Origin of the sequence: Streptomyces sp. NPDC053560 (assembly GCF_044544605.1) — a bacterium.
GTDB lineage: Bacteria > Actinomycetota > Actinomycetes > Streptomycetales > Streptomycetaceae > Streptomyces.
This window is the reverse complement of record NZ_JBITXI010000011.1, coordinates 162,965-187,437: the sequence shown is the minus strand read 5'-3', so window position 1 is coordinate 187,437 and position 24,473 is coordinate 162,965. Positions and strand designations below refer to the sequence as shown.

Annotated in this window: 18 protein-coding genes and 1 pseudogene; 8 read left to right on the top strand and 11 right to left on the bottom strand. The window is 71.8% G+C overall.

From position 1 onward, the window contains the following. Positions 1-152: 152 nt before the first annotated feature. The 3 genes from ACIGQF_RS26505 to bldG form a co-directional block, all read right to left on the bottom strand. Positions 153-2,549 (bottom strand): sodium-translocating pyrophosphatase, encoded by a 2,397-nt coding sequence (locus tag ACIGQF_RS26505; protein WP_399714817.1) that lies wholly within the window; start codon positions 2,547-2,549, stop codon positions 153-155. Positions 2,550-3,498: 949 nt separating this feature from the next. After that, positions 3,499-3,957, bottom strand: coding sequence for an ATP-binding protein (locus tag ACIGQF_RS26500; protein WP_399714814.1), 459 nt, complete (start codon positions 3,955-3,957; stop codon positions 3,499-3,501). A gap of 110 nt (positions 3,958-4,067) precedes the next feature. Next, the gene (gene bldG / locus ACIGQF_RS26495; protein ID WP_052866070.1) at positions 4,068-4,409 is read right to left on the bottom strand and encodes an anti-sigma factor antagonist BldG; all 342 of its coding nucleotides are present in this window, start codon (positions 4,407-4,409) and stop codon (positions 4,068-4,070) included. A gap of 55 nt (positions 4,410-4,464) precedes the next feature. On the opposite strand from bldG, the gene ACIGQF_RS26490 reads away from it, so the two are divergent. Next, positions 4,465-7,020 (top strand): DEAD/DEAH box helicase, encoded by a 2,556-nt coding sequence (locus ACIGQF_RS26490; RefSeq protein ID WP_399714811.1) that lies wholly within the window; start codon positions 4,465-4,467, stop codon positions 7,018-7,020. A 95-nt stretch (positions 7,021-7,115) separates the two neighbouring features. Here ACIGQF_RS26490 and ACIGQF_RS26485 read toward each other — a convergent pair. From ACIGQF_RS26485 to ssd, 7 genes and pseudogenes are all read right to left on the bottom strand, one after another. Then, positions 7,116-7,328, bottom strand: a pseudogene (locus ACIGQF_RS26485) (Rv3654c family TadE-like protein); the annotation flags it as partial. 58 nt (positions 7,329-7,386) lie between these two features. Continuing rightward, entirely contained in the window at positions 7,387-7,713 is a 327-nt protein-coding gene (locus tag ACIGQF_RS26480; protein ID WP_399715119.1) for a TadE family type IV pilus minor pilin, read from the bottom strand. A gap of 79 nt (positions 7,714-7,792) precedes the next feature. Further along, positions 7,793-7,930: a DUF4244 domain-containing protein gene (locus ACIGQF_RS26475; RefSeq protein WP_234426722.1), complete on the bottom strand. Its 138-nt coding sequence runs from the start codon at positions 7,928-7,930 to the stop codon at positions 7,793-7,795. A gap of 421 nt (positions 7,931-8,351) precedes the next feature. Beyond that, positions 8,352-8,933 carry a type II secretion system F family protein gene (locus tag ACIGQF_RS26470; protein WP_399714807.1) on the bottom strand — a complete coding sequence of 194 codons (582 nt, stop codon included), beginning with the start codon at positions 8,931-8,933 and terminating at the stop codon, positions 8,352-8,354. 268 nt (positions 8,934-9,201) lie between these two features. Beyond that, positions 9,202-9,759, bottom strand: a complete 558-nt coding sequence (locus tag ACIGQF_RS26465; protein WP_399714804.1) for a type II secretion system F family protein — start codon at positions 9,757-9,759, stop codon at positions 9,202-9,204. 440 nt (positions 9,760-10,199) lie between these two features. Next, positions 10,200-11,399, bottom strand: a complete 1,200-nt coding sequence (locus ACIGQF_RS26460; protein WP_399714802.1) for a TadA family conjugal transfer-associated ATPase — start codon at positions 11,397-11,399, stop codon at positions 10,200-10,202. Positions 11,400-11,536: 137 nt separating this feature from the next. After that, positions 11,537-12,715, bottom strand: coding sequence for a septum site-determining protein Ssd (ssd, locus tag ACIGQF_RS26455; RefSeq protein ID WP_399714800.1), 1,179 nt, complete (start codon positions 12,713-12,715; stop codon positions 11,537-11,539). Positions 12,716-13,155: 440 nt separating this feature from the next. On the opposite strand from ssd, the gene ACIGQF_RS26450 reads away from it, so the two are divergent. After that, complete coding sequence (locus tag ACIGQF_RS26450; RefSeq protein WP_399714797.1) at positions 13,156-14,037, top strand: HAD family hydrolase; 882 nt, start codon at positions 13,156-13,158, stop codon at positions 14,035-14,037. A 404-nt stretch (positions 14,038-14,441) separates the two neighbouring features. Here the strand turns inward: ACIGQF_RS26450 and ACIGQF_RS26445 are convergent, their stop codons facing one another. After that, complete coding sequence (locus ACIGQF_RS26445) at positions 14,442-15,263, bottom strand: oxidoreductase (RefSeq protein ID WP_399714794.1); 822 nt, start codon at positions 15,261-15,263, stop codon at positions 14,442-14,444. A 101-nt stretch (positions 15,264-15,364) separates the two neighbouring features. Between ACIGQF_RS26445 and ACIGQF_RS26440 the strand changes: the two genes are divergently transcribed. The 6 genes from ACIGQF_RS26440 to ACIGQF_RS26415 all read left to right on the top strand — a co-directional run bounded on the left by ACIGQF_RS26440 (position 15,365) and on the right by ACIGQF_RS26415 (position 24,438). Then, positions 15,365-16,357: an ATP-binding protein gene (locus ACIGQF_RS26440; protein ID WP_399714792.1), complete on the top strand. Its 993-nt coding sequence runs from the start codon at positions 15,365-15,367 to the stop codon at positions 16,355-16,357. Between the two features lie 385 nt (positions 16,358-16,742). Continuing rightward, positions 16,743-19,085 (top strand): SulP family inorganic anion transporter, encoded by a 2,343-nt coding sequence (locus ACIGQF_RS26435; RefSeq protein ID WP_399714790.1) that lies wholly within the window; start codon positions 16,743-16,745, stop codon positions 19,083-19,085. A 203-nt stretch (positions 19,086-19,288) separates the two neighbouring features. Continuing rightward, entirely contained in the window at positions 19,289-21,250 is a 1,962-nt protein-coding gene (gene acs, locus ACIGQF_RS26430; protein ID WP_399714787.1) for an acetate--CoA ligase, read from the top strand. 357 nt (positions 21,251-21,607) lie between these two features. Continuing rightward, positions 21,608-22,963, top strand: coding sequence for a Na+/H+ antiporter NhaA (nhaA, locus tag ACIGQF_RS26425; protein ID WP_399715116.1), 1,356 nt, complete (start codon positions 21,608-21,610; stop codon positions 22,961-22,963). Positions 22,964-23,005: 42 nt separating this feature from the next. Further along, positions 23,006-23,488, top strand: coding sequence for a phage holin family protein (locus tag ACIGQF_RS26420; RefSeq protein ID WP_399714784.1), 483 nt, complete (start codon positions 23,006-23,008; stop codon positions 23,486-23,488). Further along, positions 23,485-24,438: an alpha/beta hydrolase gene (locus ACIGQF_RS26415; RefSeq protein ID WP_362212081.1), complete on the top strand. Its 954-nt coding sequence runs from the start codon at positions 23,485-23,487 to the stop codon at positions 24,436-24,438. The genes ACIGQF_RS26420 and ACIGQF_RS26415 overlap by 4 nt, the downstream gene beginning before the upstream one ends. Positions 24,439-24,473: the final 35 nt, after the last annotated feature.

Sequence of the window (24,473 nt, the reverse complement as noted above, 5' to 3'; positions counted from 1 at the left end):
TGAGACGAGCATCCCGTACGACCCGCATTGAAGCCATTTGCACCAAGGGACGGTGACCGATACCTCTCGCTCCGGGCATACGTACGGGCGGGTGGCCCAGGCGCACAAAACGCCTCGGCCACCCGCCCGTTGAGGGGCTGTGCCGCCGCCCGCTAGGAAACGACCGCCGGGTCGGCCGTCTGAGCGACCTTGCCGGAGTTGTCTTCGTCACCCACGGCGATGCCGCGGCGCTTGGAGAGGTACACCGCGACCACGATGATGAGCAGCGCGACGACCGCGGCCGTGACCCGTACGCCCATGTTCGCGTCGTTGCCGTAGCTGAACTTGACCACGGCGGGCGCGATGAGCAGCGCCACCAGGTTCATCACCTTCAGCAGCGGGTTGATGGCCGGGCCCGCGGTGTCCTTGAACGGGTCGCCCACGGTGTCACCGATGACGGTGGCCGCGTGCGCCTCGCTGCCCTTGCCGCCGTGGTGGCCGTCCTCGACCAGCTTCTTGGCGTTGTCCCAGGCACCGCCGGAGTTGGCGAGGAACACCGCCATCAGAGTGCCGGTGCCGATCGCGCCCGCCAGGAAGGAGCCGAGCGCGCCGACGCCGAGCGAGAAGCCGACCGCGATGGGCGTGAGCACCGCCAGCAGGCCGGGGGTGGCCAGCTCGCGGAGCGCGTCCTTGGTGCAGATGTCGACGACCCGGCCGTACTCCGGCTTCTCGGTGTAGTCCATGATCCCGGGCTTCTCCCGGAACTGCCGGCGCACCTCGAAGACCACCGAACCCGCCGAGCGGGACACGGCATTGATGGCCAGTCCGGAGAAGAGGAAGACCACCGCGGCGCCCAGGACCAGCCCGACCAGGTTGTTCGGCTGGGAGATGTCCAGGCTCAGCCCCATGCCCGTGGCGGCGTCACCCACCTCCCCCACGGCCTTGGCGATCGCGTCGCGGTACGAACCGAACAGCGCGGCCGCCGCGAGCACCGCCGTCGCGATGGCGATGCCCTTGGTGATGGCCTTCGTGGTGTTGCCGACGGCGTCCAGGTCGGTGAGGACCTGCGCGCCGTCGCCCGTCACGTCACCGGACATCTCGGCGATGCCCTGCGCGTTGTCGGAGACCGGCCCGAAGGTGTCCATGGCGACGATGACGCCGACCGTGGTCAGCAGGCCCGTACCGGCGAGCGCGACGGCGAACAGCGCCAGCATGATGGACGTGCCGCCCAGCAGGAACGCGCCGTACACGGCCAGGCCGATCAGCACGGCCGAGTAGACCGCCGACTCCAGTCCGATGGAGATGCCGGACAGCACGACGGTCGCGGGGCCGGTCAGCGAGGTCTTGCCGATGTCCCGTACGGGGCGCCGGTTGGTCTCGGTGAAGTAGCCGGTCAGCTGCTGGATGAGCGCGGCGAGCACGATGCCGATGGCGACCGCGACCAGGGCCAGGATGCGCGGGTCGCCCGCCCGGCCGGTGATCGCCTCGTCGGTGACGCCGGTCAGGCCCGCGTAGGTGGACGGCAGGTACGTGAAGGCGGCGATCGCCACCAGGACCAGCGAGATGGCGGCGGAGATGAAGAAGCCGCGGTTGATGGCGGTCATGCCGCTGCGGTCGGAACGCCGGGGCGCGACGACGAAGATGCCGATCATCGCCGTGACCACGCCGATGGCCGGGACGATCAGCGGGAAGGCGAGGCCCGAGTCACCGAAGGCGGCCATGCCGAGGATCAGCGCGGCGACCAGGGTGACGGCGTACGACTCGAACAGGTCGGCCGCCATGCCGGCGCAGTCGCCGACGTTGTCGCCCACGTTGTCCGCGATGGTCGCGGCGTTGCGCGGGTCGTCCTCGGGAATACCCTGCTCCACCTTGCCGACGAGGTCGGCGCCGACGTCGGCCGCCTTGGTGAAGATGCCGCCGCCGACTCGCATGAACATGGCGATCAGCGCGGCGCCGAGACCGAAGCCCTCCAGCACCTTCGGCGCGTCGACCGCGTAGACCAGGACGACGCAGGAGGCGCCCAGCAGGCCGAGGCCCACCGTGAACATGCCGACGACCCCGCCCGTACGGAAAGCGATCTTCATCGCCTTGTGCGAAACGGCCGTCAGATCACGGGGCGCCGTATCGCCTTCGGCCGGGGTGGCTTCCCGGGCGGCCGCGGCCACGCGCACATTGCTGCGCACCGCGAGCCACATGCCGATATAGCCGGTGGCCGCGGAGAATCCCGCGCCGATCAAGAAGAACACGCTGCGCCCGATGCGCTGCGTCCACGTGTCCGCGGGCAGCAGCATGAGCAGGAAGAACACCACGACGGCGAATACGCCGAGGGTGCGCAACTGCCGCGCGAGATAGGCATTCGCGCCTTCCTGCACGGCAGCGGCGATCTTCTTCATACTGTCGGTGCCCTCGCCGGCCGCGAGCACTTGCCGTACCAGCACGGCCGCGACGGCGAGCGCCGCCAGGGCCACGACGGCGATCACCAGCACGATGCCGCGGTTGCCGCTCGTCAGTGATGGCTCGGCCAGGTATGTGGGGGTGTCGAGCATCTGAGGGGTGTAAGGCCCCGCCATTCGTCCTCCTTGACGTTTGGCACATGGGCGCGCGAATGCACGCTCAGGCGTCCTGAGCAAAGATGTGGACGGATTGTAGGGAGCCGCACTAGATCAAAACAGTACGCGTCAAAGGGAATTCGCCTGCAGCCGCGAAGATCAATAGGTGATCGCTCCGAGAATTCGCCCGTACGACGGAATGCAGCAAATTCGCTGACCGCGCACGGATGATCTCGCTGTCCTATTGAACGCCGCTGCTCAGAGGCGAGCGCGAGATCCTTTTCCCGCAGGCGGTACGGGGCGCGCCGCGGAGCCACCCCCTCCGTTCCGGCACGCGGCGCTGACGGAACGTCCCGCGTGTGCGTACGCGTACGAACATGTAGGCGTAGGCGTAGCCCCGCCGGTACACCCGCTCCCACCCCCGGGCCCGTCCGAACAGCGTGCGAGGCGGTACGGCGACGGTAGGAGGGGGCGGGGGCGGGGGCGGGGAGGGACCGGGCAGGGGCCGGGTGGAAGCCGCCGGGGGCATGCGGGGCCCTTATGGCGCGGCGCGGGAGGTCGGGCCCGGTAGCGGTCTGGGCTGCGGCAGCCGTGCGCGCCGGGCGTTCGTGCCCCTCCGGGAGCCGTGAGCGCCCGGCTCCGGCGGTCGCGGGCCCCAGTGCGGGCTTACGGCGGCGATTGTGGCGCGAACGGGCCGCTCGGGGCTCGATCCGGCGCGTGGCGGCGGATATGCCGAAGACGGGCCGGGCCCGGCCGGGCGCACAATGGCGGTAGGCGTCGACGGCGGCGGTGCGACGGTGACAGTGGCCGCGCATGACGACAGCGGCCGACGCGAGAGGTCGGTCAGGGCGCCGGGTGGGCATGGCGCGGCGGAGCCGCGGGAATCGGCCGGGGCCCGGTCGGCCGAGGCTCGCCGGGTGGCGGCAGGGGCGGCGTGATCGGCCGGCGCTCGGACCGGCGGACGCGCTCGTTACGGCAGGACCGGGTCCGGGACCGTCGGCCAGCTCATCCGGATGACGCCGCCGTTGTCGCTGGAGGACACCTCGACGTCGTCGACCAGACCACTGATCACCGCGAGGCCCATCTCGTCCTCGGCCTCGTCGACGGACGCGGACTCCGCGCCGTCCGGATCACCGTCCGCCGCGTGCTGCACACCCGGCACGGAACTCGCGGCCGACCCCGGCACCTCGTCGCCGACCTCGATGGAGAACTTCTTCTCGTCCTCGATCAGCATGACCGTGATCGGCGCGGCGACGTCATTGCTGCGGTGCAGCCCGACGGCGCGACTGCACGCCTCACCGACGGCGAGGCGCACCTCGTCGAGCACCGCCTCGTCCACCCCGGCCCGTCGTGCCACGGCGGCCGCGACCAGGCGCGCGGTCCGGACGTGCTCGGGAAGGGCACTGAAACGAAGTTCGACGGTGGCCATTGCCATCCCCCTCGGTATGCGGGCGTGCTAGGCAGGGGGCCGGACGCGTCGCCCGGTACCCCCCACTGCTTCCTGCCCCCGCACACGCGGCGCGGGGCACCGGACAGCTGTCAGTCGGTGGCCGAGACGGCCTCGTCGACCGAGGTGTGAATCGGGAACACCTTCGTCAGTCCGGTAATACGGAAGATCTTGAGAATGCGCTCCTGGTTGCAGACCAGGCGCAGCGAGCCCTCGTGGGCACGCACCCGCTTCAGGCCACCCACCAGAACGCCGAGCCCGGTGGAGTCGAGGAAGTCGACGCGCTCCATGTCCACCACGAGGTGGTAGCTGCCGTCATTCACGAGCTCGACCAGCTGCTCCCGCAGCTTGGGCGCGGTGTATACATCAATCTCGCCACCGACGTCGACGACCGTACGGTCGCCAACGGTACGGGTCGACAGGGACAGGTCCACGGATCCTCCAGCACCTTGCTATCGAGCGGTCGCCCCCCATGGATCGGCAGCCGCGATGGCATTCAATCACTTACCAGCAGGCGCGCACGACGCCTTAAGAGCATTGTCCGTCACACCGGTGACACACTCGGTGCCGATGGCCTCCAATCAACCTCCGCCGGATGCGGGTGCGCGCCCCTCCCCGGGCATGGTCCTCGACCGTCTCGCCAGGGGAGAGATCCGCGCTACGCGCATCACTCATACGGAGCACTTGCCCCCGCGGATCGGCAGCCATGCCGACTGGCCCGCATCTATCCGTGCGGAAGTGATCGACGCCATTCGTACCACGGGCATCGAGCGCCCCTGGAAGCACCAAGCCCGCGTGGCGGAACACGCGTTGCACGGCGAATCGGTCATCGTCGCCACCGGCACCGCCTCCGGTAAATCGCTGGCGTACCTCGCCCCCGTGCTGTCCGGACTGCTGGACGGTTCCGAGGCCCCCAACGGCCGGGGCGCCACCGCCCTGTACCTCGCCCCCACCAAGGCCCTCGCCGCCGACCAACGGCGCGCCGTCCGCAACCTGGCCGCCCCGCTGGGCACCGCGATCCGCCCGGCCGTGTACGACGGCGACACGCCGGTCGAAGAACGCGAATGGGTGCGCCAGTACGGCAATTACGTCCTCACCAACCCCGACATGCTGCACCGCGGCATCCTCCCGGCCCACCCCCGCTGGTCCTCCTTCCTGCGCGCGCTGCGCTACGTGGTCATCGACGAGTGCCACACCTACCGCGGTGTCTTCGGGTCGCACGTCGCCCAGGTCATACGCCGGCTGCGCCGGGTCTGCGCGCGCTACGGCTCCGAGCCGGTCTTCCTGCTCGCCTCCGCGACCTCCGCCGAGCCGGCCGAGTCGGCCGGGCGGCTCATCGGCGCGCCGGTCGTGCAGATCACCGAGGACACCTCGCCACGCGGTGAGGTCGTCTTCGCGCTGTGGGAGCCGCCGCTGACCGAACTGCACGGCGAACACGGCGCGCCCGTACGCCGCACCGCCACCGCCGAGACCGCCGACCTCCTCACCGACCTCGCCGTACAGGGCGTCCGCAGCGTCGCCTTCGTACGCTCCCGGCGCGGCGCCGAGTTGATCGCCCTCATCGCCCAGGAGCGGTTGAGCGAGATCGACCGCTCCCTCCCCGGCCGGGTCGCGGCGTACCGGGGCGGCTATCTCCCCGAAGAACGCCGCGCCCTGGAGCGCGCCCTGCACACCGGTGATCTGCTCGGCCTCGCCGCCACCACGGCACTGGAACTGGGCATCGACGTCTCCGGCCTGGACGCCGTGCTCATCTCCGGTTATCCCGGCACCCGCGCGTCCCTGTGGCAGCAGGCCGGCCGGGCCGGGCGCGCCGGGCAGGGCGCGCTCGCCGTACTCGTCGCGCGCGACGATCCGCTGGACACCTACCTCGTCCACCACCCCGAAGCCCTCTTCGACCGGCCGGTCGAGTCGACCGTCCTCGACCCCGACAACCCGTACGTGCTCTGGCCCCACCTGTGCGCCGCCGCCGCGGAGATCCCGCTCGGGCCCGAGGACCTGGCCCTCTTCGGCCCGGAGGCCCCGGACGTCCTGGCGGGCCTGGAGCGCCGCCGGCTGCTGCGCCGCCGCGGCAAGTCCTGGTACTGGACCCGCCGCGAACGCGCCGCCGACCTCACCGACATCCGCGGCCAGGGCGGTTCCCCCGTCCAGGTCGTGGAGGCCGCCACGGGCCGGCTCCTGGGCACGGTCGACGAGGCCGCATCGCACTCCACCGTCCACGAGGGCGCCGTCCACCTGCACCAGGGCCGCACGTACGTGGTGAAGCACCTGGACCTGGAGGACAGCGTCGCCCTGGTCGAGGAGGCCACGCCGCCCTACTCCACGGCCGCCCGCGACACCACCGCCATCTCCATCCTGGAGACCGACACCGAGGTGCCGTGGGGCGACGCGCGCCTGTGCTTCGGCTCCGTCGAAGTCACCCACCAGGTCGTCTCCTTCCTCCGCCGCAAACTGATCACGGGTGAGGTGCTCGGCGAGACCAAGCTCGACCTCCCGCCGCGTACGCTGCGCACCCGCGCCGTGTGGTGGACCATGACCGAGGACCAGCTCGACGCGGCCCGGGTCAATCCGGAACAGCTGGGCGGCGCCCTGCACGCCGCCGAACACGCTTCCATCGGCATCCTTCCGCTCTTCGCCACCTGCGACCGCTGGGACATCGGCGGCGTCTCCGTCCCCCTGCACCCGGACACGCTGCTCCCGACGGTCTTCGTCTACGACGGCCACCCCGGCGGCGCGGGCTTCGCGGAACGCGCCTTCCACACCGCCGCCGACTGGCTCGCCGCCACCCGCAAGGCCATCGCCTCCTGCGAGTGCGACGCCGGCTGCCCGTCCTGCATCCAGTCCCCCAAGTGCGGCAACGGCAACGAACCCCTCCACAAGCGCGGCGCTATCCGCCTGCTGACCGAACTGCTGCGGGGAGCGGACGCGGCGGCGTCGACCCCCCGGCCCACCGGGTCGCATGAAGCCGCCATCGAGTCGCCCGACGGCATCACCGGGCCGCCCGAGGCCGACACCGGATCGTCCGAAGCCGCCGGAGAGGCGAGGTGAACTGGCAGGGGGCGGACCTGTGAGGGCGCGTCCGAGGGGCCCGCCCGGGAGCGGCTCCTCGGGGCGAACGGTCCCGCGCGGGACTCCGCCGCCACGTCGGCGATCTCGGCCCGCACGGAGCACCGCACCAGCCGTGCGTGCTGTGCTGCCGCGACCTTCCGGGCCGCTTCGCACGCCTCGTCCTCCCCGTACAGGCTCCGCCCCGCGGCGGCGAGCGCCGCCAGGTCGGCCGCGGCGCCCGCCCGATGACGGGCGAGCGCCGCCTGCCCGAGGGTGAGCACCACGGCGAACACCACGCACAGCGCCATCGCACTCACCGCCGCGCAGACCGTCGCAGCACCCTCATCGCCTCTGCGCTCCCGCGGCTCACCGCCCCACCGTCTCCTCAGCAAGGGCGACCGCCTCCCCTCTGAGCGTCATGTTCAGCGGCCCCAGCGCCGGAATCGCCGCCGCGACCCGTACGCGGACCAGGTCACCCTCCCGTTCGAGCACCACCCGCGAGTCCCGCGGGGCGATCTCCCGGGCGGCCGCCAGCGTGCTGCCTTCGGCCTCCGCCCGCGCCGCCGCCCGAGCCCCGGCGCGGGCGGCGTCCACGCACTGGATCTGCGCGCACGCCGCCATCAGCCCCCACAGGAGCATCGCCACGAGCAGCACCAGCGTCGGAATCACCGCCGCCGCCTCGGCCGTCACCATCCCCCGGTCCCCCGACGCCTTCGCCGAGACGGCTGCCGCCCTCGCGGCGACGACTTTCCCTCTCACGAACACGGCCGTGTCAGACCGGGGCATGGAGCGCCCTGCCGATCAATGAACTCAGGGCCGAACTCACCGACCCGCTCGTCACGACCTTGAAGAGCACCGCGGCGAACGCACAGGCCGCCAACGTCCCCATGGCGTACTCGGCCGTCGTCATCCCGCGATCCGCACGCTTCCGCAGCGCCGCGCGTCGCCTCCTCGCCAGCCGTCGCGTCACCCTCCCGAAGGTGAGGCGAGCGACGGCCCACGAGGCCCAGCCGGCAGGCCCTCCCGCCACAGTCACCCGTTCCTGGGCACTGGCCACAGCCGCAGCCCGCGTTGCCCGCGCCCTGCGCGCGACACCGCCGGCCGCAGCCGCCCACTCGGGCACAGCCGTACGCGGCACTTCCGCCGCTCCCGTCACGGCTCCCTTCGTTGTTTCGCACGTTGTCCCGCTCGTTGATTCGCTCGATGGCTCGTGCGTCGCTTCCTCTGCCGTCGCTCCGGGCTGCTTCCACGCTGCTGTCGTCATGAGATCCCCCTGTAGGCAATGCCGTTGATGTGTGGTGATGGACGTTTTGGTACGTGGTGACGGGTGTTCAGTTCGGCGGACTCAGCAGCCCCTGGGCCAGCCCCACGAGCACCGGGGCGACCCCGAGTGTCAGGAAGGCCGGCAGGAAACACACCGCCAGCGGCAGGGTGACCAGCACCCCCGCCTTGCGCGCCGCCTCGGTCGCCGTGCGGCCCCACTCGGACCGCAGGTCCGCCGCGATGCGCGCGACCGACTCGACGGCCGGCGCACCGGACATGTCCGCACGCGCCAGGCAACGTCCCAGCTCCCGTGCGCCGGGCAGCTCTGCGAACCGCCCCCAGCTCGCGTTCCCTTCGCCCCCGAGGCGGAGTTCCGCCGCGGTGTGCCGCAGGTGTTCGCCGACAGGGCCGCCCAGCGACCCGCCCACCGCGGCCGCCGCCTCGCCGGGACTCGCGCCCGCCGCGAGGCAACCGGCCAGCAAATCGGCCGCTGAGGCCAGTTGTTCGCGTACGGACGTCTCCACCGCACGGGCGGCGGACCGGGCGCGCATCTGACGCCGTCGGCGTCGCGTGGTGTACGCGGCCACGACTCCCAGTGCGGCGCCGACTGCCCCGCCGACCAGGACGAAACCGGTAACGGCAGCGGCCACGACCACGGCCCACTCCCGAACGGCCGCGGTCCGCCGTTCGGCACGGGCCCGACCCTCCGGCCCCCCGCGAGACGCACCGCGCCTCGCGGAGAAGACGGCTGCCGGGTTCGCGGCTGAGAAGATACGGGTCGCACGCCGCCGGGCAGTGCGCACATGAACGGCCTGTCGAAGGACCGAGGTCGTGCCGAGCGCCGTACAGATCACGAGAGTGGCGAGACAGATCACGGTAGTGGCGGGCGAGAAAACAATCCCCAGGCTGTGGATAACTTCAGCGGTCGCCATCGGCCCGCCGCCCCTCGGCCGCGCGGACGATACGGATCACCCAGAGCACCCCGGCCCACTCCAGCAGTCCGCCGACCGCCAGCAGACCCCAGCCGACCGGCGTGTGCAGAAGCACGTGGAGCGGGTCCGCTCCCAGCACGCTGCCCATCAGCAGCCCGAACGCCGGCAGGAGCGCGAGCATCAGGGCAGTCGTTCGCGCGCCCGCCAACTGGGCGCTCAGCTCGGCTTGTTGATGTCGTTGCGCTCGAAGTCCCGCCGTGACGCGTTCGACGCCCGCCGCGAGTCCCACACCGCCCTCGACCGCGACCTGCCAGCAGGCGGCCACACCGGTCAGCCCCTCGGCACCCGGTAAGCGCGCCGCCTCCCGCAACGCGGCCGGCACGTCCCCGCCGTACCGCGCCGCCGCCAGCACAGCCGCCCCCGGCTCCCCCAGCCCCTCCGGGCCCGCATCCGACGCCACCTCCGTACCGGCGAGCAGCAGCGCCTGCCCCGGTTGCCGCCCCGAGCGCAGTTCGGCGGCGACCGCGGCGCAGAGCGCGATCACGTGGTCGCGACGTCGGTCACGCCCCCGCTGAGCCGCGCGACCGCACAGTTGGCGGTGCACGACCGGTACAGCCAGCACCCCGAGGATCAGCGGCAGCAACGACTGGCCCAGGAGCGCGAGTCCGGCACCGAGGGGGAGGCTCCACCATGCGTGGCCCAGTCGCGCGAGACGGGCACTCCAGGATCGGCACCTCAGGGCCGCCCGTTCGCCGTACGCCCGAAGTCGGCCGCGACGAGGCCGGCCCCCAGCACCACTCCGGGGCCACTCCCCGGCGCCCCATCGTCGTACGGCGTGTCCGGGGCCGGATGTCTCGCCGCCTGCCAGCAGCAGACGGGCGCGGCGTACGGAGTTGTCCCGGCCGCCGACCCTCCAGAGGCCCGCCCCCGCGCACAGCAGCGCCGCGCACACCGGTGTCATCGAGTCCGTCGTGAGCTGCGCGGTCATGGCGTTCCCCCGTTCAGCGCGTTCCCCCGGTCGCAGAGGTCGGCCAGGCGGGGCCAGCCTTCGGCCCGACGGAAGCCGGCCGGGTGCCAGACGGCGGCGGGTGCGGTGGTGACCAGGCCCGAGGGGGCGCGGTCGAGGACATGGATCTCGGCGATGCGGCGATGTCCCGTACGGTCGCGTACGAGGTGGAGCACGACGGAGAGCGCGGCGGCCAACTGGCTGTGCAGGGCTGCCCGGTCCAGCCCTGCGGTCGAGCCGAGCGCCTCCAGACGGGCCGGTACATCGGCGGCGGCATTGGCGTGCACGGTGCCGCAGCCGCCCTCATGGCCGGTGTTCAGCGCGGCCAGCAGGTCGGTGACCTCCGGGCCGCGGACCTCGCCCACGACCAGCCTGTCCGGTCGCATGCGCAGCGCCTGGCGCACCAGGTCCCGCAGTGTGACCAGGCCGGCGCCTTCCTGGTTGGCCGGGCGGGTCTCCAGCCGTACGACGTGCGGGTGGTCGGGCCGCAGCTCGGCGGAGTCCTCGGCGAGAACGATCCGCTCCTCCTCGCCCACCAGTCCCAGCAGGGCGCTGAGCAGCGTGGTCTTGCCGCTGCCGGTGCCGCCGCTGATCAGGAAGGACAGCCGGGCGGCGAGGACCGAGCGGAGCAGGCGGTCGCCGCCGGGCGGGACCGTGCCCGCCGCGACCAGTTCGTCCAGCGTGAACGCCTTTGGGCGCAGCACACGCAGTGAGAGGCAGGTCGAGCCGACGGCCACCGGCGGGAGCACGGCGTGCAGGCGGGTCCCGTCGGGCAGGCGCGCGTCCACCCACGGGTGCGCGTCGTCCAGTCGCCGGCCCGCGACCGCCGCCAGCCGCTGGGCGAGCCTGCGGACAGCCGCGGCATCGGGGAAGCGCACGTCGGCGCGGTGGAGTCCGCCGCCGCGGTCCACCCACACCTCGTCGGGCGCGGTGACCAGTACGTCCGTCACCTCGGGTGCGGCGAGCAGTGGCTCCAAGGGGCCGCTGCCGGTCATTTCGGAGCGCAGCGCCGTCACGACGCCGAGCACCTCGGCGTCCCCGAGCAGCCGTCCTTCCTCGCGCAGCGCCACGGCCACGCGGGCGGGCGTCGGTTCGGCACCGGCCCTGGCGAGCCGCAGCCGTACGGCTTCCAGGAGCTGTTGTCCTGTGCCGGCGGAAGTGGTCGCGGCCTGCTTCACAGGCCCCCCGTCCTGCACTGCGCTGCTGACGCCGACCTCGGTTGCGCCGCGGGAGAACTCCGCAGAGCGTTGCGTGGTGGCCGTCGGTGTCGCCCTCCGGGACGCCCCCGGGGCCCTGAGCCGGGTGCCGATGCCGTTCATGAGAGGCCGCCGTCTTCGTGCCGGGTACGGCGGCCGGCACCCGCACCGAGTACGTCACGTCCCTCGGAGCGGGGGCTCGCCGCCTCTTGTCCGTCCAGCACCCGCACCCAGAACTCCGTACAGAAGCGACTCAGCGGTGACCGTGGATGTGCTCCCGGTGGGATGCCGCGGCCGAGGGCATCCGCGAGCTGCGGGTCCCAGGGCAGGGTGCCGACCGGGGGCAGGGAGAGCAGCCGGGCCGGCTCGCTGTCCGGCAGGCCGGGCCCCGGCACCTCGCGGGCCACGACGCGCAGGTCACGCAGGAGAGTCCGGGCCGAGGCGGCGACGCGCTCGGCCGCGACCGTCGCACGCAGGTCGGCCGGGACCAGCAGCAGCCCCACGTCGATCTGGGTGAGCGCTTCCGCCACGGCTCCGTCGAGGCGGCGCGGCAGGTCGACCACGACGACGCCGCCGCGCCTGCGTGCCGCCGCCATCACCGCGCGCATGGCCTGCGGCGGGATCGTCACGCACTCGCCGCGGTCCCAGCTCAGCACGCGCAGCGCATGCAGCCGGGGCAGGGACTCGGCCAGAGCACCGCCGCCGACCCGGCCGCGGGACTCGGCGAAGGCGGGCCAGCGCAGTCCCTTCTCCCGCTCGCCGCCGAGCAGGACATCGAGGCCGCCGCCCAGTGGGTCGGCGTCGATCAGTATCGTCCGGTGGCCCTGCCGCGCTGCCGTCACGGCCAGGGCGCAGGCGAGGGTGCTCGCGCCGGAGCCGCCCCGGCCGCCGAGGACGCCCACCGTCAGGGCCGGGCTCCGGTCTCCTTCCACCGCGTCCGCGATGCGGTCCACCAGCCAGCTCTCGCCGTCCGGCAGCCCGAGGACCCGCTCGGCGCCGATCTCCACGGCCTGCTGCCACACGCGGGTGTCGTCCGGCCGCTGTCCGATGAGGACGACGCCGGGCCGGCGCCCTGCGCCGCGCAGCCGGTGGATACAGTCCTCTCCGACGATCACCAGCGGGGCCGAGTCCCAGCCGGCCGCACCGGCTCCCCCGGCGTGCGACACGGCCGGCATCGTGCCTGCCGCCGCGCAGAGCCTCAGAAGATCGTCGAGGAGGTTTTCGTCCTCCGTGACGATCAACGGACCGGGCTCTTGCGCGTCGCGCTTCGTACTGTCCCAATCGCTGCTTCCGACCACGTTCTGTCCCCCTGTCGCTACACAACTCGCACATCCGCGAACTTCGCGGACTTTCACGGTGCAGCGATCCGGAAAATCTCGTGGATCTTGGTCGAAAACTGTGGACAACTACTGGGGCTGTGAATATCCCGGTCACCTATACCAGTGACTATGGAAAACTTCCTGAGAGCATCCTTCTGATTACGGTAAGTTACGAAGGGCGTGCGCGACGAGGCGTGGCGACCGATCGCCGAAGGAAGATCAAAAAGAGGCCCCGGAGGCCCGGAAATGCATCCGGACATGCGACGACCCCCGCCGGGGGGGAGAGCGGGGGTCGTCTCCACGGCCGACTCGGGGGGGGAGGAGCCGGGCCGGGTTAGCACGGTCGCGAACGATCCGTGACTTCCATGGTGTACCCGAGAGCCTTCTCAGGCAAACCCACGCGCCACACCTTACGCCGAATGGTGCCCCCCTATGCTCGCCTTGTGGAAATCCGAAGCTCGCTTCCTTCAGCACCCCACTCGGCTCCCCGTACGGCCGCGTTCTTCGACCTGGACAAGACCGTCATTGCTAAGTCGAGCACGCTGACCTTCAGCAAGTCGTTCTACCAAGGCGGCCTGATCAATCGGAGGGCCGCGCTGCGCACCGCGTACGCCCAGTTCGTCTTCCTCGCGGGCGGTGCGGACCACGACCAGATGGAGCGGATGCGGGAGTACCTCTCCGCGCTCTGCCGTGGGTGGGACGTGGCTCAGGTACGGGCGATTGTCGCCGAGACCCTCCACGACCTGATCGATCCCCTCATCTACGACGAGGCGGCCTCCCTCATCGAGGAGCACCACACCGCCGGCCGCGACGTCGTCATCGTCTCCTCCTCGGGCGCCGAGGTCGTCGAGCCGATCGGCGAACTGCTGGGAGCCGACCGGGTGGTGGCCACACGCATGGTCGTCGGCGCGGACGGCCGCTTCACGGGCGAGATCGAGTACTACGCCTACGGCCCCACCAAGGCCGAGGCGATCCGGGAGCTCGCCGCGTCCGAGGGGTACGACCTCGCGCGGTGCTACGCGTACAGCGACTCGGCGACCGACGTCCCGATGCTGGAGGCGGTCGGCCATCCGCACGCGGTCAACCCCGGCCGGACGCTGCGCCGGGAGGCCGCCGCCCGCGGCTGGCCGGTCCTCAGCTTCGACCGGCCGGTCCGGCTGAAGCAGCGGATCCCGTCGCTGGCCATGCCGGCGCGCCCGGCGCTGGTTGCCGTCGCGGTGGGCGCCGCGGCCGCCACGGCGGGCCTCGTCTGGTACGCCAGCCGGCGCCGCGGTACGCCGGCGCGCGCCCTCTCGGCCTGAGCGTGGTCGCCCCTCACAGGAGCCCCGGCACCGCACCCTCGGAACATGCGCCCGAATCGCCCTCCTTTGAAGGCAAAAGTAAAGATGTGCAGCGAGGGGTTCCGCTTGCCGGGCTGCAGGAGTACAAAGGAATTAACGGCCCGCGAGACCAAGGATCTCCGAGAGGAAAACCTGTAACGCAGTAAGGCCCACGGACCGCGCACGAACGCCAGGCACCCACGCGACGCCGACCCGTCGATTACGGGCCAGCCGCATCAGGTGACGGACAAAGCCTCCGACCTGTCGGCAACTATCGAGCACGCTTGGTAACCCGACGAACGTGCAGCGCGGCGGTACCGAGCAGGACCAGGTACCGCCGCCACCCTTTGTCCGGGCCCGCGCGGCCCGGCACTTCTGTGCAGCGCCTACGCAGCGCCCCTCTGAAGCGCCTCGCACACCGCCGTGCTCTCCCGCGCGCCGAGTTCGACCGCGCGCCCGCAGTGGGCGATCCAGGCCGCCATCCCCTCCGGAGTGCCGGAGACGTAGTTCTCCAGGGCGGCCACGTACGCCGCCCGGCCCAGCTCCGCGTAGCCGACCTCCGAGGGGCAGATCGACTTCGGGTCGAGACCGCTGCCGACCAGGACGACACGTTCCGCCGTACGCGCCACCAGGCCGTTGCAGGACCCGAAGGGCCGCAGCGCGAGCAGCTCACCGTGCACCACGGCGGCCGTGACCAGGGCCGGGGCCTGCGTCCCCGAGAGCAGCAGCCGCGCCAGCCCGTCCAGCCGCCCGGCCACCTCGTCGGCGTCCGGCAGCTCCAGCTCGATCAGCGGCTCGTCCACGGCCTCACCGGCCAGCCGTGGCCGGCCCACGCTCTCATCGGGCGCGTCGCCGCCCGCCGCCACCAGGTGCAGCCGCGCCAGCACCCGGAGGGGCGACTGCCGCCACACACTCAGGAGCTGCCCCGCCTCGGCCGACAGCCGCAGCGCCGCGCCCACGGTGCGCGCCTCCTCGTCGCCACTGAAGTCCGTGCGCCTGCGGACCTCTTCCAGCGCCCAGTCGGCACCGGACAGAGCCGCCGAACCGCGCGCGCTGCGCAGCGCGGCCTCACCGGTGACCTCGTTGCTGCGACGACGCATGATCCGGTGCCCGTAGACCCGGTCGATGCTCTTGCGTACGGAGTCCACGCTGTCGGCGACACCGGGGAGCGAGGCAAGGGTCGCGAGCGGGTCGGCTGTCGTACTCATGAGGACGACCCTACGCACCGCAAGGCCGGACCCCTCGTTGGAGTGGTCTTCTTCACGTAAACCCATCACGCAAGGCAATGCCGCAATTACCCTTCGTGAACATGAAGATCGCTTTCGTAGGCAAGGGCGGAAGTGGCAAGACCACGCTGTCCTCGCTGTTCATCCGCCACCTCGCCGCCACCGACACCCCCGTGATCGCGGTGGACGCCGACATCAACCAGCACCTGGGGGCCGCGCTCGGCCTGGACGAGAGCCAGGCCGCCGCGCTCCCCGCGATGGGCGCCCATCTCCCGCTCATCAAGGACTACTTGCGCGGCACCAATCCGCGCATCGCGTCCGCCGACACGATGATCAAGACCACACCGCCGGGCGCCGGCTCCCGGCTGCTGCGGGTCGTCGAGGACAACCCCGTGTACGCCGCCTGCGCCCGGGACGTGCGCCTCGACGGCCATGCGGTCCGGCTGATGGCCACCGGCCCGTTCACCGAGTCCGACCTCGGGGTGGCCTGCTACCACTCCAAGGTCGGCGCGGTGGAGCTGTGCCTGAACCACCTCGTGGACGGCCGCGAGGAGTACGTGGTCGTCGACATGACGGCGGGCTCGGACTCGTTCGCCTCGGGCATGTTCACCCGCTTCGATGTCACCTTCCTGGTGGCCGAGCCGACCCGTAAGGGCATCGCGGTGTACCGCCAGTACAAGGAGTACGCGCGGGACTTCGGGGTACGGCTGAAGGTCGTCGGCAACAAGGTGCAGGGCCCGGACGACCTCGCCTTCCTGCGCGACCAGGTCGGCGACGACCTGCTGGTGACGTTCGGCCAGTCCGACTGGGTCCGCGCCATGGAGAAGGGCCGGCCGGCGCCGTTCGTGGAGCTGGAGGGCGCCAACCAGGAGGCGCTGCGCACGCTGCACACCACAGCCGACGCCGCGTACGCGGGGCGCGACTGGGAGCGCTACACCCGGCAGATGGTGCACTTCCATCTGAAGAACGCCGAGAGCTGGGGCAACGGGAAGACCGGAGCCGATCTGACGGACCAGGTCGACCCCGGCTTCGTACTCTCCGAAGCACCGGCCACGGCCGCGCCACAGCCCGCCTGACGGCCGTACGGCGGCTCGCCCCGGATCCCGGCCCACCGGGGCGCCGCCGACCGGCAGAACCCCTCCGGTACACCTTCAGCGGCGGACCCGCGGCCCCCGCCGACCGCCACGGCAGTGCGGCCCCCGGCCGACCGCGCCCCGGTCGCGCGGCAACGCACACGCCGACAGCCGGCGCGGACGTTCACCTGATAGGCGGAACAATCGGCCCGTTTGCCTGTCACGGCTTCATGGAGACCCTGACACGACATTACGATCTCTTTACCGAAGCCGAAGAGTCACCGGACCGTCACTCACCGCGACGCATCCCGGCCGGCTCAGCCCCGCAGTACACCGCCGCCCACGACCGCGCCCCGAGCGCGGCCGCGTCGCCCCGGAGGAGACGGGAATGCCGCAGCCTTACGCATCCGAGCCGGCCACGCCAGGGTCCCAGGACCCGCGTACCGAGCAGCAGGACCACGACAGACAGCAGGGCTCCGGGGGACCGTTCCGGTCGCTCCGCCGCTCCTCGGGCGAGGACTGGCGCCGCGATCTGGGCGCTTCCTTCGTCATCTTCCTGATCGCCATTCCCCTCTCGCTGGGCATCGCGCTGGCCATCGGCGCGCCGCCCCAGGCCGGCCTCATCGCCGCGGCCGTCGGCGGCCTCGTGGCGGGCCTGCTCGGCGGCGCCCCGCTCCAGGTCAGCGGCGCCGCCACCGGCCTCCTGGTCGTCACCGCCGACCTCGTGCAGCGGTACGGCTGGCGGACCACCTGCGCCATCACCGTGCTGGCCGGACTCGCGCAGCTCCTCCTGGGCGCGCTCCGGGTGGCCCGCGCGGCGCTCGCGATCAGCCCCGCCATCGTGCACGGCATGCTCGCCGGCATCGGTGTGACCATCGCGCTCGGTCAGCTGCACGTGATGCTCGGCGGCGACGCCCACAGCTCCTCGCTGACCAACATCGCGGAGCTGCCGGGCCAGCTGGCGGGCCTGCACGGCGCCTCCGTGGTGATCGCCGCGCTCACCGTCGCCCTCCTGGTCGGCTGGCCCCGACTGCCCGGGCGGGTGGGCCACGCGCTGCGCAAGGTTCCCGCGCCGCTGCCCGCCGTCGCCGTGGCCACCGCCCTGAGCGCGGGCTTCGAAGTGCCGCGGGTCGAGCTGCCCTCGTGGGACGCGCCGACACTGCCCACCCTCCCGGACACGCCGCTGCTCGGCCTGATCGCTGCCGTGCTGACGGTCACGCTGGTGGCGAGCATGGAGTCGCTGCTGTCGGCCGTCGCGGTCGACAAGCTGGCCGCCGAACAGCCCGGCACCCGCTCCGGAGGCACCCACCTGGACCGTGAGCTGGCCGGTCAGGGCGTCTCGAACGTGGTCTCCGGAATGCTGTGCGGCCTGCCGATCGCCGGCGGCGCCATGCGCGGCTCGGCGAACGTGAAGGCCGGCGCGACGGGCCGCGCGTCGACGGTGCTGCACGGCGTGTGGGTGGTGCTCTGCTCCGGGCTGCTCGCCGGGGCGCTGGAGCTGATCCCGCTGGCCGCGCTCGCCGCGCTGGTGATGCTCGTGGGCGTACGGATGGTGAGCTTCGCGCACATCCGGCACGTGCAGCGGCACCGCGAGTTCCCCGTCTACGCCGTCACGCTGGGCGGCGTGGTGGTCTTCGGAGTGCTGCAGGGCGTGGGCCTGGGTATCGCGGTCGCCGTCTTCCTGGCGATGCACCGGCTCACCCACACCCGGGTCTCGGTCATCGAGGACGGCCCGCAGCACCGGGTGCGCGTCACCGGCCAGTTGACGTTCCTGGCCGTACCGCGGCTGACCCGGGCGCTGGCCCAGGTACCCGCGGAGGCCCACGCGGTCATCGAGCTGCACGGCTCGTTCATGGACCACGCCGCCTACGAAGCGCTGCGGTCCTGGTCGAGTGCGCACCGGGCGCGCGGCGGCGAGGTCACCGTGGGCGGGCGCGGCGGCCGGCCGATCGGCGAGCCGGGCGGCACGCACGCCTGCCGCCCCTGGACACCGTGGCGCAACCACCACTGCACCCGTCCCGCGCCGCCCACCGGTACGGACGAGGCCCAGCTCCTGGGTGGCGGCCAGCTGCTCGGCGGGGTCAGCGCCTTCCAGCGGAACACCGCTCCGCTCGTCCGGGAGGAGCTGGCACGGCTCGCCCGAGAGGGACAGCGCCCCACCAACCTCTTCCTTACGTGTGCCGACTCCCGCCTCGTCACGAGCATGATCACGTCGAGCGGGCCGGGCGACCTCTTCACGGTGCGCAACATCGGCAATCTGATGCCGCCGCCGGGCACGGAGGCCGCCTGCGACTCCGTGGGCGCCGCCATCGAGTACGCCGTCGAAGTACTGAAGGTCGGCTCGATCACCGTGTGCGGGCATTCGGGCTGCGGTGCGATGCAGGCGCTGCTCAACTCCCACCGCAATGAGCCCGGGGCGCAGACCCCGCTCGCGCGCTGGCTGCGCCACGGTCACCCGAGCCTGGACCGGATGGAGCGGCCGGAAGGCGCGACCGTCCGGCTGGCGGAACGGCCGGTCGCCGACGATCTGGAGCGGCTGGCGCTCGTCAACGTCATGCAGCAGCTCGACCACCTGATGTCGCATCAGTGCGTGGCGCGCCGCGTGGCCGAGGGTTCGCTGGCCCTGTACGGCATGTACTTCCACGTGGGTGAGGCGCAGGCGTACGTCCTGGAGCACGGCTCCGACCGGTTCTCGGCCGTGCGCCCTGAGGCGACACCGGTCAACGCGTAGCGTCCGAAGGCTCCGAGCGCCGGGCGGACCGCCGTGACCTGCGGCGGTCTCGTCCCGCGCGGACCGCGCCGGATTCACCCGCCGGCCCCCAAGAACGCCAAAAGGTCTACACCAATTTTTATCAACAGCCCTTGTCAGAGCGCCCCATCGGCTGATGAGCTAAGGCTCGGGACACACCGGACGCCCTGAGACTGGGAGATGCCGTGAGCAACGAGAGCCTGGCCAACCTGATGAAGGAGGAGCGGCGGTTCGCTCCGCCCGCTGACCTGGCCGCGAACGCCAACGTCAAGGCCGCGGCGTACGAGCAGGCCGCGGCGGACCGGCTGGGCTTCTGGGCCGAGCAGGCGAAGCGTCTGACCTGGGCCACCGAGCCCACCCAGACGCTGGACTGGACGAACGCGCCCTTCGCCAAGTGGTTCGCCGACGGCAAGCTCAACGTCGCGTACAACTGCGTCGACCGGCACGTCGAGGCGGGCAACGGCGACCGGGTGGCGATCCACTTCGAGGGCGAGCCCGGCGACACCCGCTCGATCACCTACGCCGAGCTGCAGCGCGAGGTCTCCAAGGCCGCCAACGCGCTGACGTCGCTGGGCGTCGCGGCCGGCGACCGGGTCGCGATCTACCTGCCGATGATCCCGGAAACGGTCATCGCCATGCTGGCGTGCGCCCGTCTGGGTGCGCCCCATTCGGTGGTCTTCGGCGGCTTCTCGGCCGACGCGCTGGCCACCCGCATCAACGACGCGGACGCCCGCGTCGTGATCACCGCCGACGGCGGCTACCGCCGCGGCAAGCCCTCCGCGCTCAAGCCCGCCGTCGACGAGGCGCTGACCAAGCCCGGCACGGAGAACGTGCGCAACGTCCTCGTGGTCCGCCGCACCGGCCAGGACACCGCCTGGATGGAGGGCCGCGACGTCTGGTGGCACGAGCTGGTCGAGCAGCAGAGCGACCAGCACACCCCGCAGGCCTTCGATGCCGAGCACCCGCTGTTCATCCTGTACACCTCGGGCACGACGGGTAAGCCCAAGGGCATCCTGCACACCACGGGCGGCTACCTCACCCAGGTCTCGTACACCCACCACGCGGTCTTCGACCTCAAGCCGGAGACCGACGTCTACTGGTGCACCGCGGACGTCGGCTGGGTGACCGGCCACTCGTACATCACCTACGGCCCGCTCTCCAACGGCGCGACCGAGGTGCTCTACGAAGGCACGCCCGACACCCCGCACCAGGGCCGCTGGTGGGAGATCGTCCAGAAGTACGGCGTCACGATCCTCTACACCGCGCCGACCGCGATCCGCGCCTGCATGAAGTGGGGCGACGACATCCCCGCCAAGTTCGACCTGTCGAGCCTGCGCGTGCTGGGTTCGGTGGGCGAGCCGATCAACCCCGAGGCCTGGGTCTGGTACCGCAAGAACATCGGTGCCGACCGGACCCCGGTCGTGGACACCTGGTGGCAGACCGAGACCGGCGGCATCATGCTCAGCCCGCTGCCCGGCGTCACGGCGACGAAGCCCGGCTCCGCGCAGGTGCCGCTGCCCGGCATCTCCGCAACCGTGGTCGACGACGACGCCAACGAGGTGCCCGACGGCGCCGGCGGCTACCTCGTCCTGACCGAGCCCTGGCCGTCCATGCTGCGCACCATCTGGGGCGACGACCAGCGCTACCTCGACACGTACTGGTCCCGCTTCGAGGGCAAGTACTTCGCGGGCGACGGCGCGAAGCGGGACGACGACGGCGACATCTGGCTGCTGGGCCGGGTGGACGACGTCATGCTCGTCTCCGGCCACAACATCTCCACCACCGAGGTCGAGTCCGCGCTGGTCTCGCACCCGAAGGTGGCCGAGGCCGCCGTCGTCGGCGCCACCGACCCGCAGACCACCCAGTCCATCTGCGCCTTCGTGATCCTGCGCGGCGGCGTCGAGCAGGACGAGGAGCTGGTCAACGAGCTGCGGGCGCATGTCGCGCAGAGCCTGGGCCCGATCGCCAAGCCCAAGCGCATCCTGCCGGTCCAGGAGCTGCCCAAGACCCGCTCCGGCAAGATCATGCGCCGGCTGCTGCGCGATGTCGCCGAGAACCGTGACATGGGCGACGTTTCGACACTTACAGACTCCTCGGTCATGGGGCTGATCCAGTCCCAGCTGACGAGCGCGCCGAGCGAGGACTGACCGGTACGCACCTCAGAGGGGCGCCCCGCCGTACGCCGGCGGGGCGCCCCTCTGCGAGCGCGGGCCCGCGCTCGGCAGCGACCGGCCGCCCCGCGGCGCGCTCCCCCCTCGCAGCGCGCACGGCTCACAAGCCACCCGTAAAGCACGCCTATATCCCTGTATGTATGCACGTCCGAAGATCGCTGGATCGTCTGTGCGCCACCCGGGTACAGTGAAGAACGCGTCAAGAAATACGCGAAACACTCAGGGTGCGCCGGGAAGTCTGGTCGGCAACTGCACAGCCATGCTCAGCTGCCGTCACCCGGAGGTCACCGCGTGAACTCGCCCGCTCCCCGCCGCTCCGTCCTCTTCGGACGGATGTCCCTGCCCGAGCGGAACCACCTCACGGATCTCCTCCGTACGGAGACCGTGGGCGGCGTCCTGCTGCTGGCCGCCGCGGTGATCGCGCTCGTCTGGGCCAACACCCCGCTCGGCGACAGCTATGAAGCGGTGCGCGGCTTCCACCTCGGCCCGGCCTCCCTCGGCCTGGACCTCTCCGTCCAGCACTGGGCGGCCGACGGCCTGCTGGCGGTCTTCTTCTTCGTGGCCGGCATCGAACTCAAGCGCGAGCTGGTCGCGGGCGAGCTGCGCGACCCCAAGGCCGCGGCGCTGCCGGTCGTCGCGGCGCTGTGCGGCATGGCCATGCCCGCGATCGTCTACACCGTGGTCAGCACGACGGGCGGCGGCTCGCTGGACGGCTGGGCGGTGCCCACCGCGACGGACATCGCCTTCGCGCTGGCGGTGCTGGCCGTCATCGGTACGTCCCTGCCCTCGGCGCTCCGCGCGTTCCTGCTGACCCTGGCCGTCGTCGACGACCTGTTCGCGATTTTGATCATCGCGGTCTTCTTCACCTCGACGATCAACTTCTGGGCGCTCGGCGGCGCGGCGGCCGGACTGGTGGTGTTCTACGTACTGCTGCGCAAGGGGGTGCGCGGCTGGTACGTGTACGTGCCGCTCGCGCTGGTCATCTGGGGCCTGATGTACAACAGCGGCGTACACGCGACCATCGCGGGCGTGGCCATGGGTCTGATGCTCCGCTGCCACCGGCGCGAGGGCGAGTCGCACTCCCCCGGCGAGCGCATCGAGCACCTCGTACGCCCCCTCTCAGCCGGTCTCGCGGTCCCGCTCTTCGCCCTCTTCTCGGCCGGCGTGTCCGTCTCCGGCGGCGCGCTGCACGACGTCTTCACCAAGCCGGAGACGCTCGGCGTGGTGCTCGGCCTGGTCCTCGGCAAGTCGCTCGGCATCTTCGGCGGGACCTGGCTGACCACCCGGCTGACCAAGGCCTCGCTCAGCCCCGAGCTGAAGTGGCCGGACGTCTTCGCCGTGTCGGCGCTGGCCGGCATCGGCTTCACGGTCTCCCTGCTCATCGGCGAGCTGGCGTTCTCCTCGGACCCGGCGCTCGCCGACGAGATCAAGGCCGCCGTGCTGGTCGGGTCCCTGACCGCCGCCGTGCTGGCCACCGTGCTGCTGAAGATCCGCAACGCCAAGTACCGGCGCCTGTACGAGGAAGAGAACCGCGACGAGGACCTGGACGGCATCCCGGACATCTACGAAGAGGGCACCCCCGACTACCACCTCCGGATGGCCGCGCTCCTCGAAGCGAAGGCGGCCGAACACCGACGACGGGCCGAGGTGGCCGCCGCCTCCGACTCCGGGCAGGATGGTCCGGCATGATCTGAGGAGTAATCACCGGGAGACAGAGAACGGGAGCAGTCGATGAGCACAGCAGGCGACGGCACGGACCACGGCGGGGACCGCAGCCTCGGGCAGCTCGTGGCCCACGCCACCACCGAAGTGTCCGCGCTGGTCCACGACGAGATCGCGCTGGCCAAGGCCGAGCTGCGGAACGATGTGAAGCGGGCCGGCGTCGGCGGACTGGCGGGCGGGGCGGCGGCGATCGTGCTGCTGTTCTCGCTCCCGATGCTCAGCTTCGCGCTGGCCTACGGCATCCAGGCCTGGAGCGGCTGGCACCTCTCGGTCTGCTTCCTGCTCTCCTTCGCGGCCAACGTGCTGGTCGCCGGATTGCTGGGCCTGATCGCCCTGGTGTTCTTCAAGAAGGCCAAGGCGGGCAAGGGCCCCCAGAAGACCGTCGCGTCGGCCAAGCAGACCGCGGCCGTGCTGGGGAACGTCAAGCCGCACCCGCGCCCGGCCGTGGAGGAGCACCCGGCGGTCGAGAGTGTGACACGCTCGGCCGTATGACGGCTTCCGAATCCTCGCCGGCTCCCTCGCCCGCCTCGGTCGTACGGCTCGACCTGCCCGGCGGCCAGGAGGTGACCCACCGGGACGTCGCGGCCAATGGCGCGCGTTTCCACATCGCCGAGATGGGCGACGGGCCGCTGGTACTGCTGCTGCACGGCTTCCCGCAGTTCTGGTGGACCTGGCGGTACCAGCTGCCCGCGCTCGCCGAGGCCGGCTTCCGGGCGGTGGCGATGGATCTGCGGGGCGTGGGCGGCAGCGACCGCACGCCCCGCGGCTACGACCCGGCCAACCTCGCGCTGGACATCACCGGCGTGGTGCGTTCGCTGGGCGAGCCGGACGCCGCGCTCGTCGGGCACGACCTGGGCGGCTACCTGGCCTGGACGGCCGCGGTGATGCGGCCGAAGCTCGTACGGCGGCTCGTGGTGTCCTCGATGCCGCACCCGCGGCGCTGGCGCTCTGCCATGCTCGCCGACGTCAAGCAGAGCCGCCGCTCCTCGCACATCTGGAACTTCCAGCGGCCGTGGCTGCCCGAGCGGGCCCTGGTGGCGGACGACGCGGCGCTGGTCGGACGGCTGATCCGGGACTGGTCCGGGCCGCGGCTGCCCGAGGACGAGGCCGTCGAGGCGTACCGGCGGGCGATGACCATCCCGTCCACGGCGCACTGCTCGATCGAGCCCTACCGCTGGATGGTGCGGTCGATGGCGCGACCGGACGGGATCCAGTTCAACCGCCGGATGAAGTGGCCGGTACGGGTGCCGACGCTGCACCTGCACGGTTCGCTCGACCCGGTGATGCGTACCCGCAGCGCGGCCGGCTCCGGTGAGTACGTCGAGGCGCCCTACCGCTGGCGGCTCTTCGACGGCCTGGGGCACTTCCCCCACGAGGAGGATCCGGTCGGCTTCACCACCGAGCTCATCAACTGGCTGAAGGATCCCGAGCCGGACAGGTGACCCCGCGGACGCCCTCGTCAGCGGGGTTCCGGTGA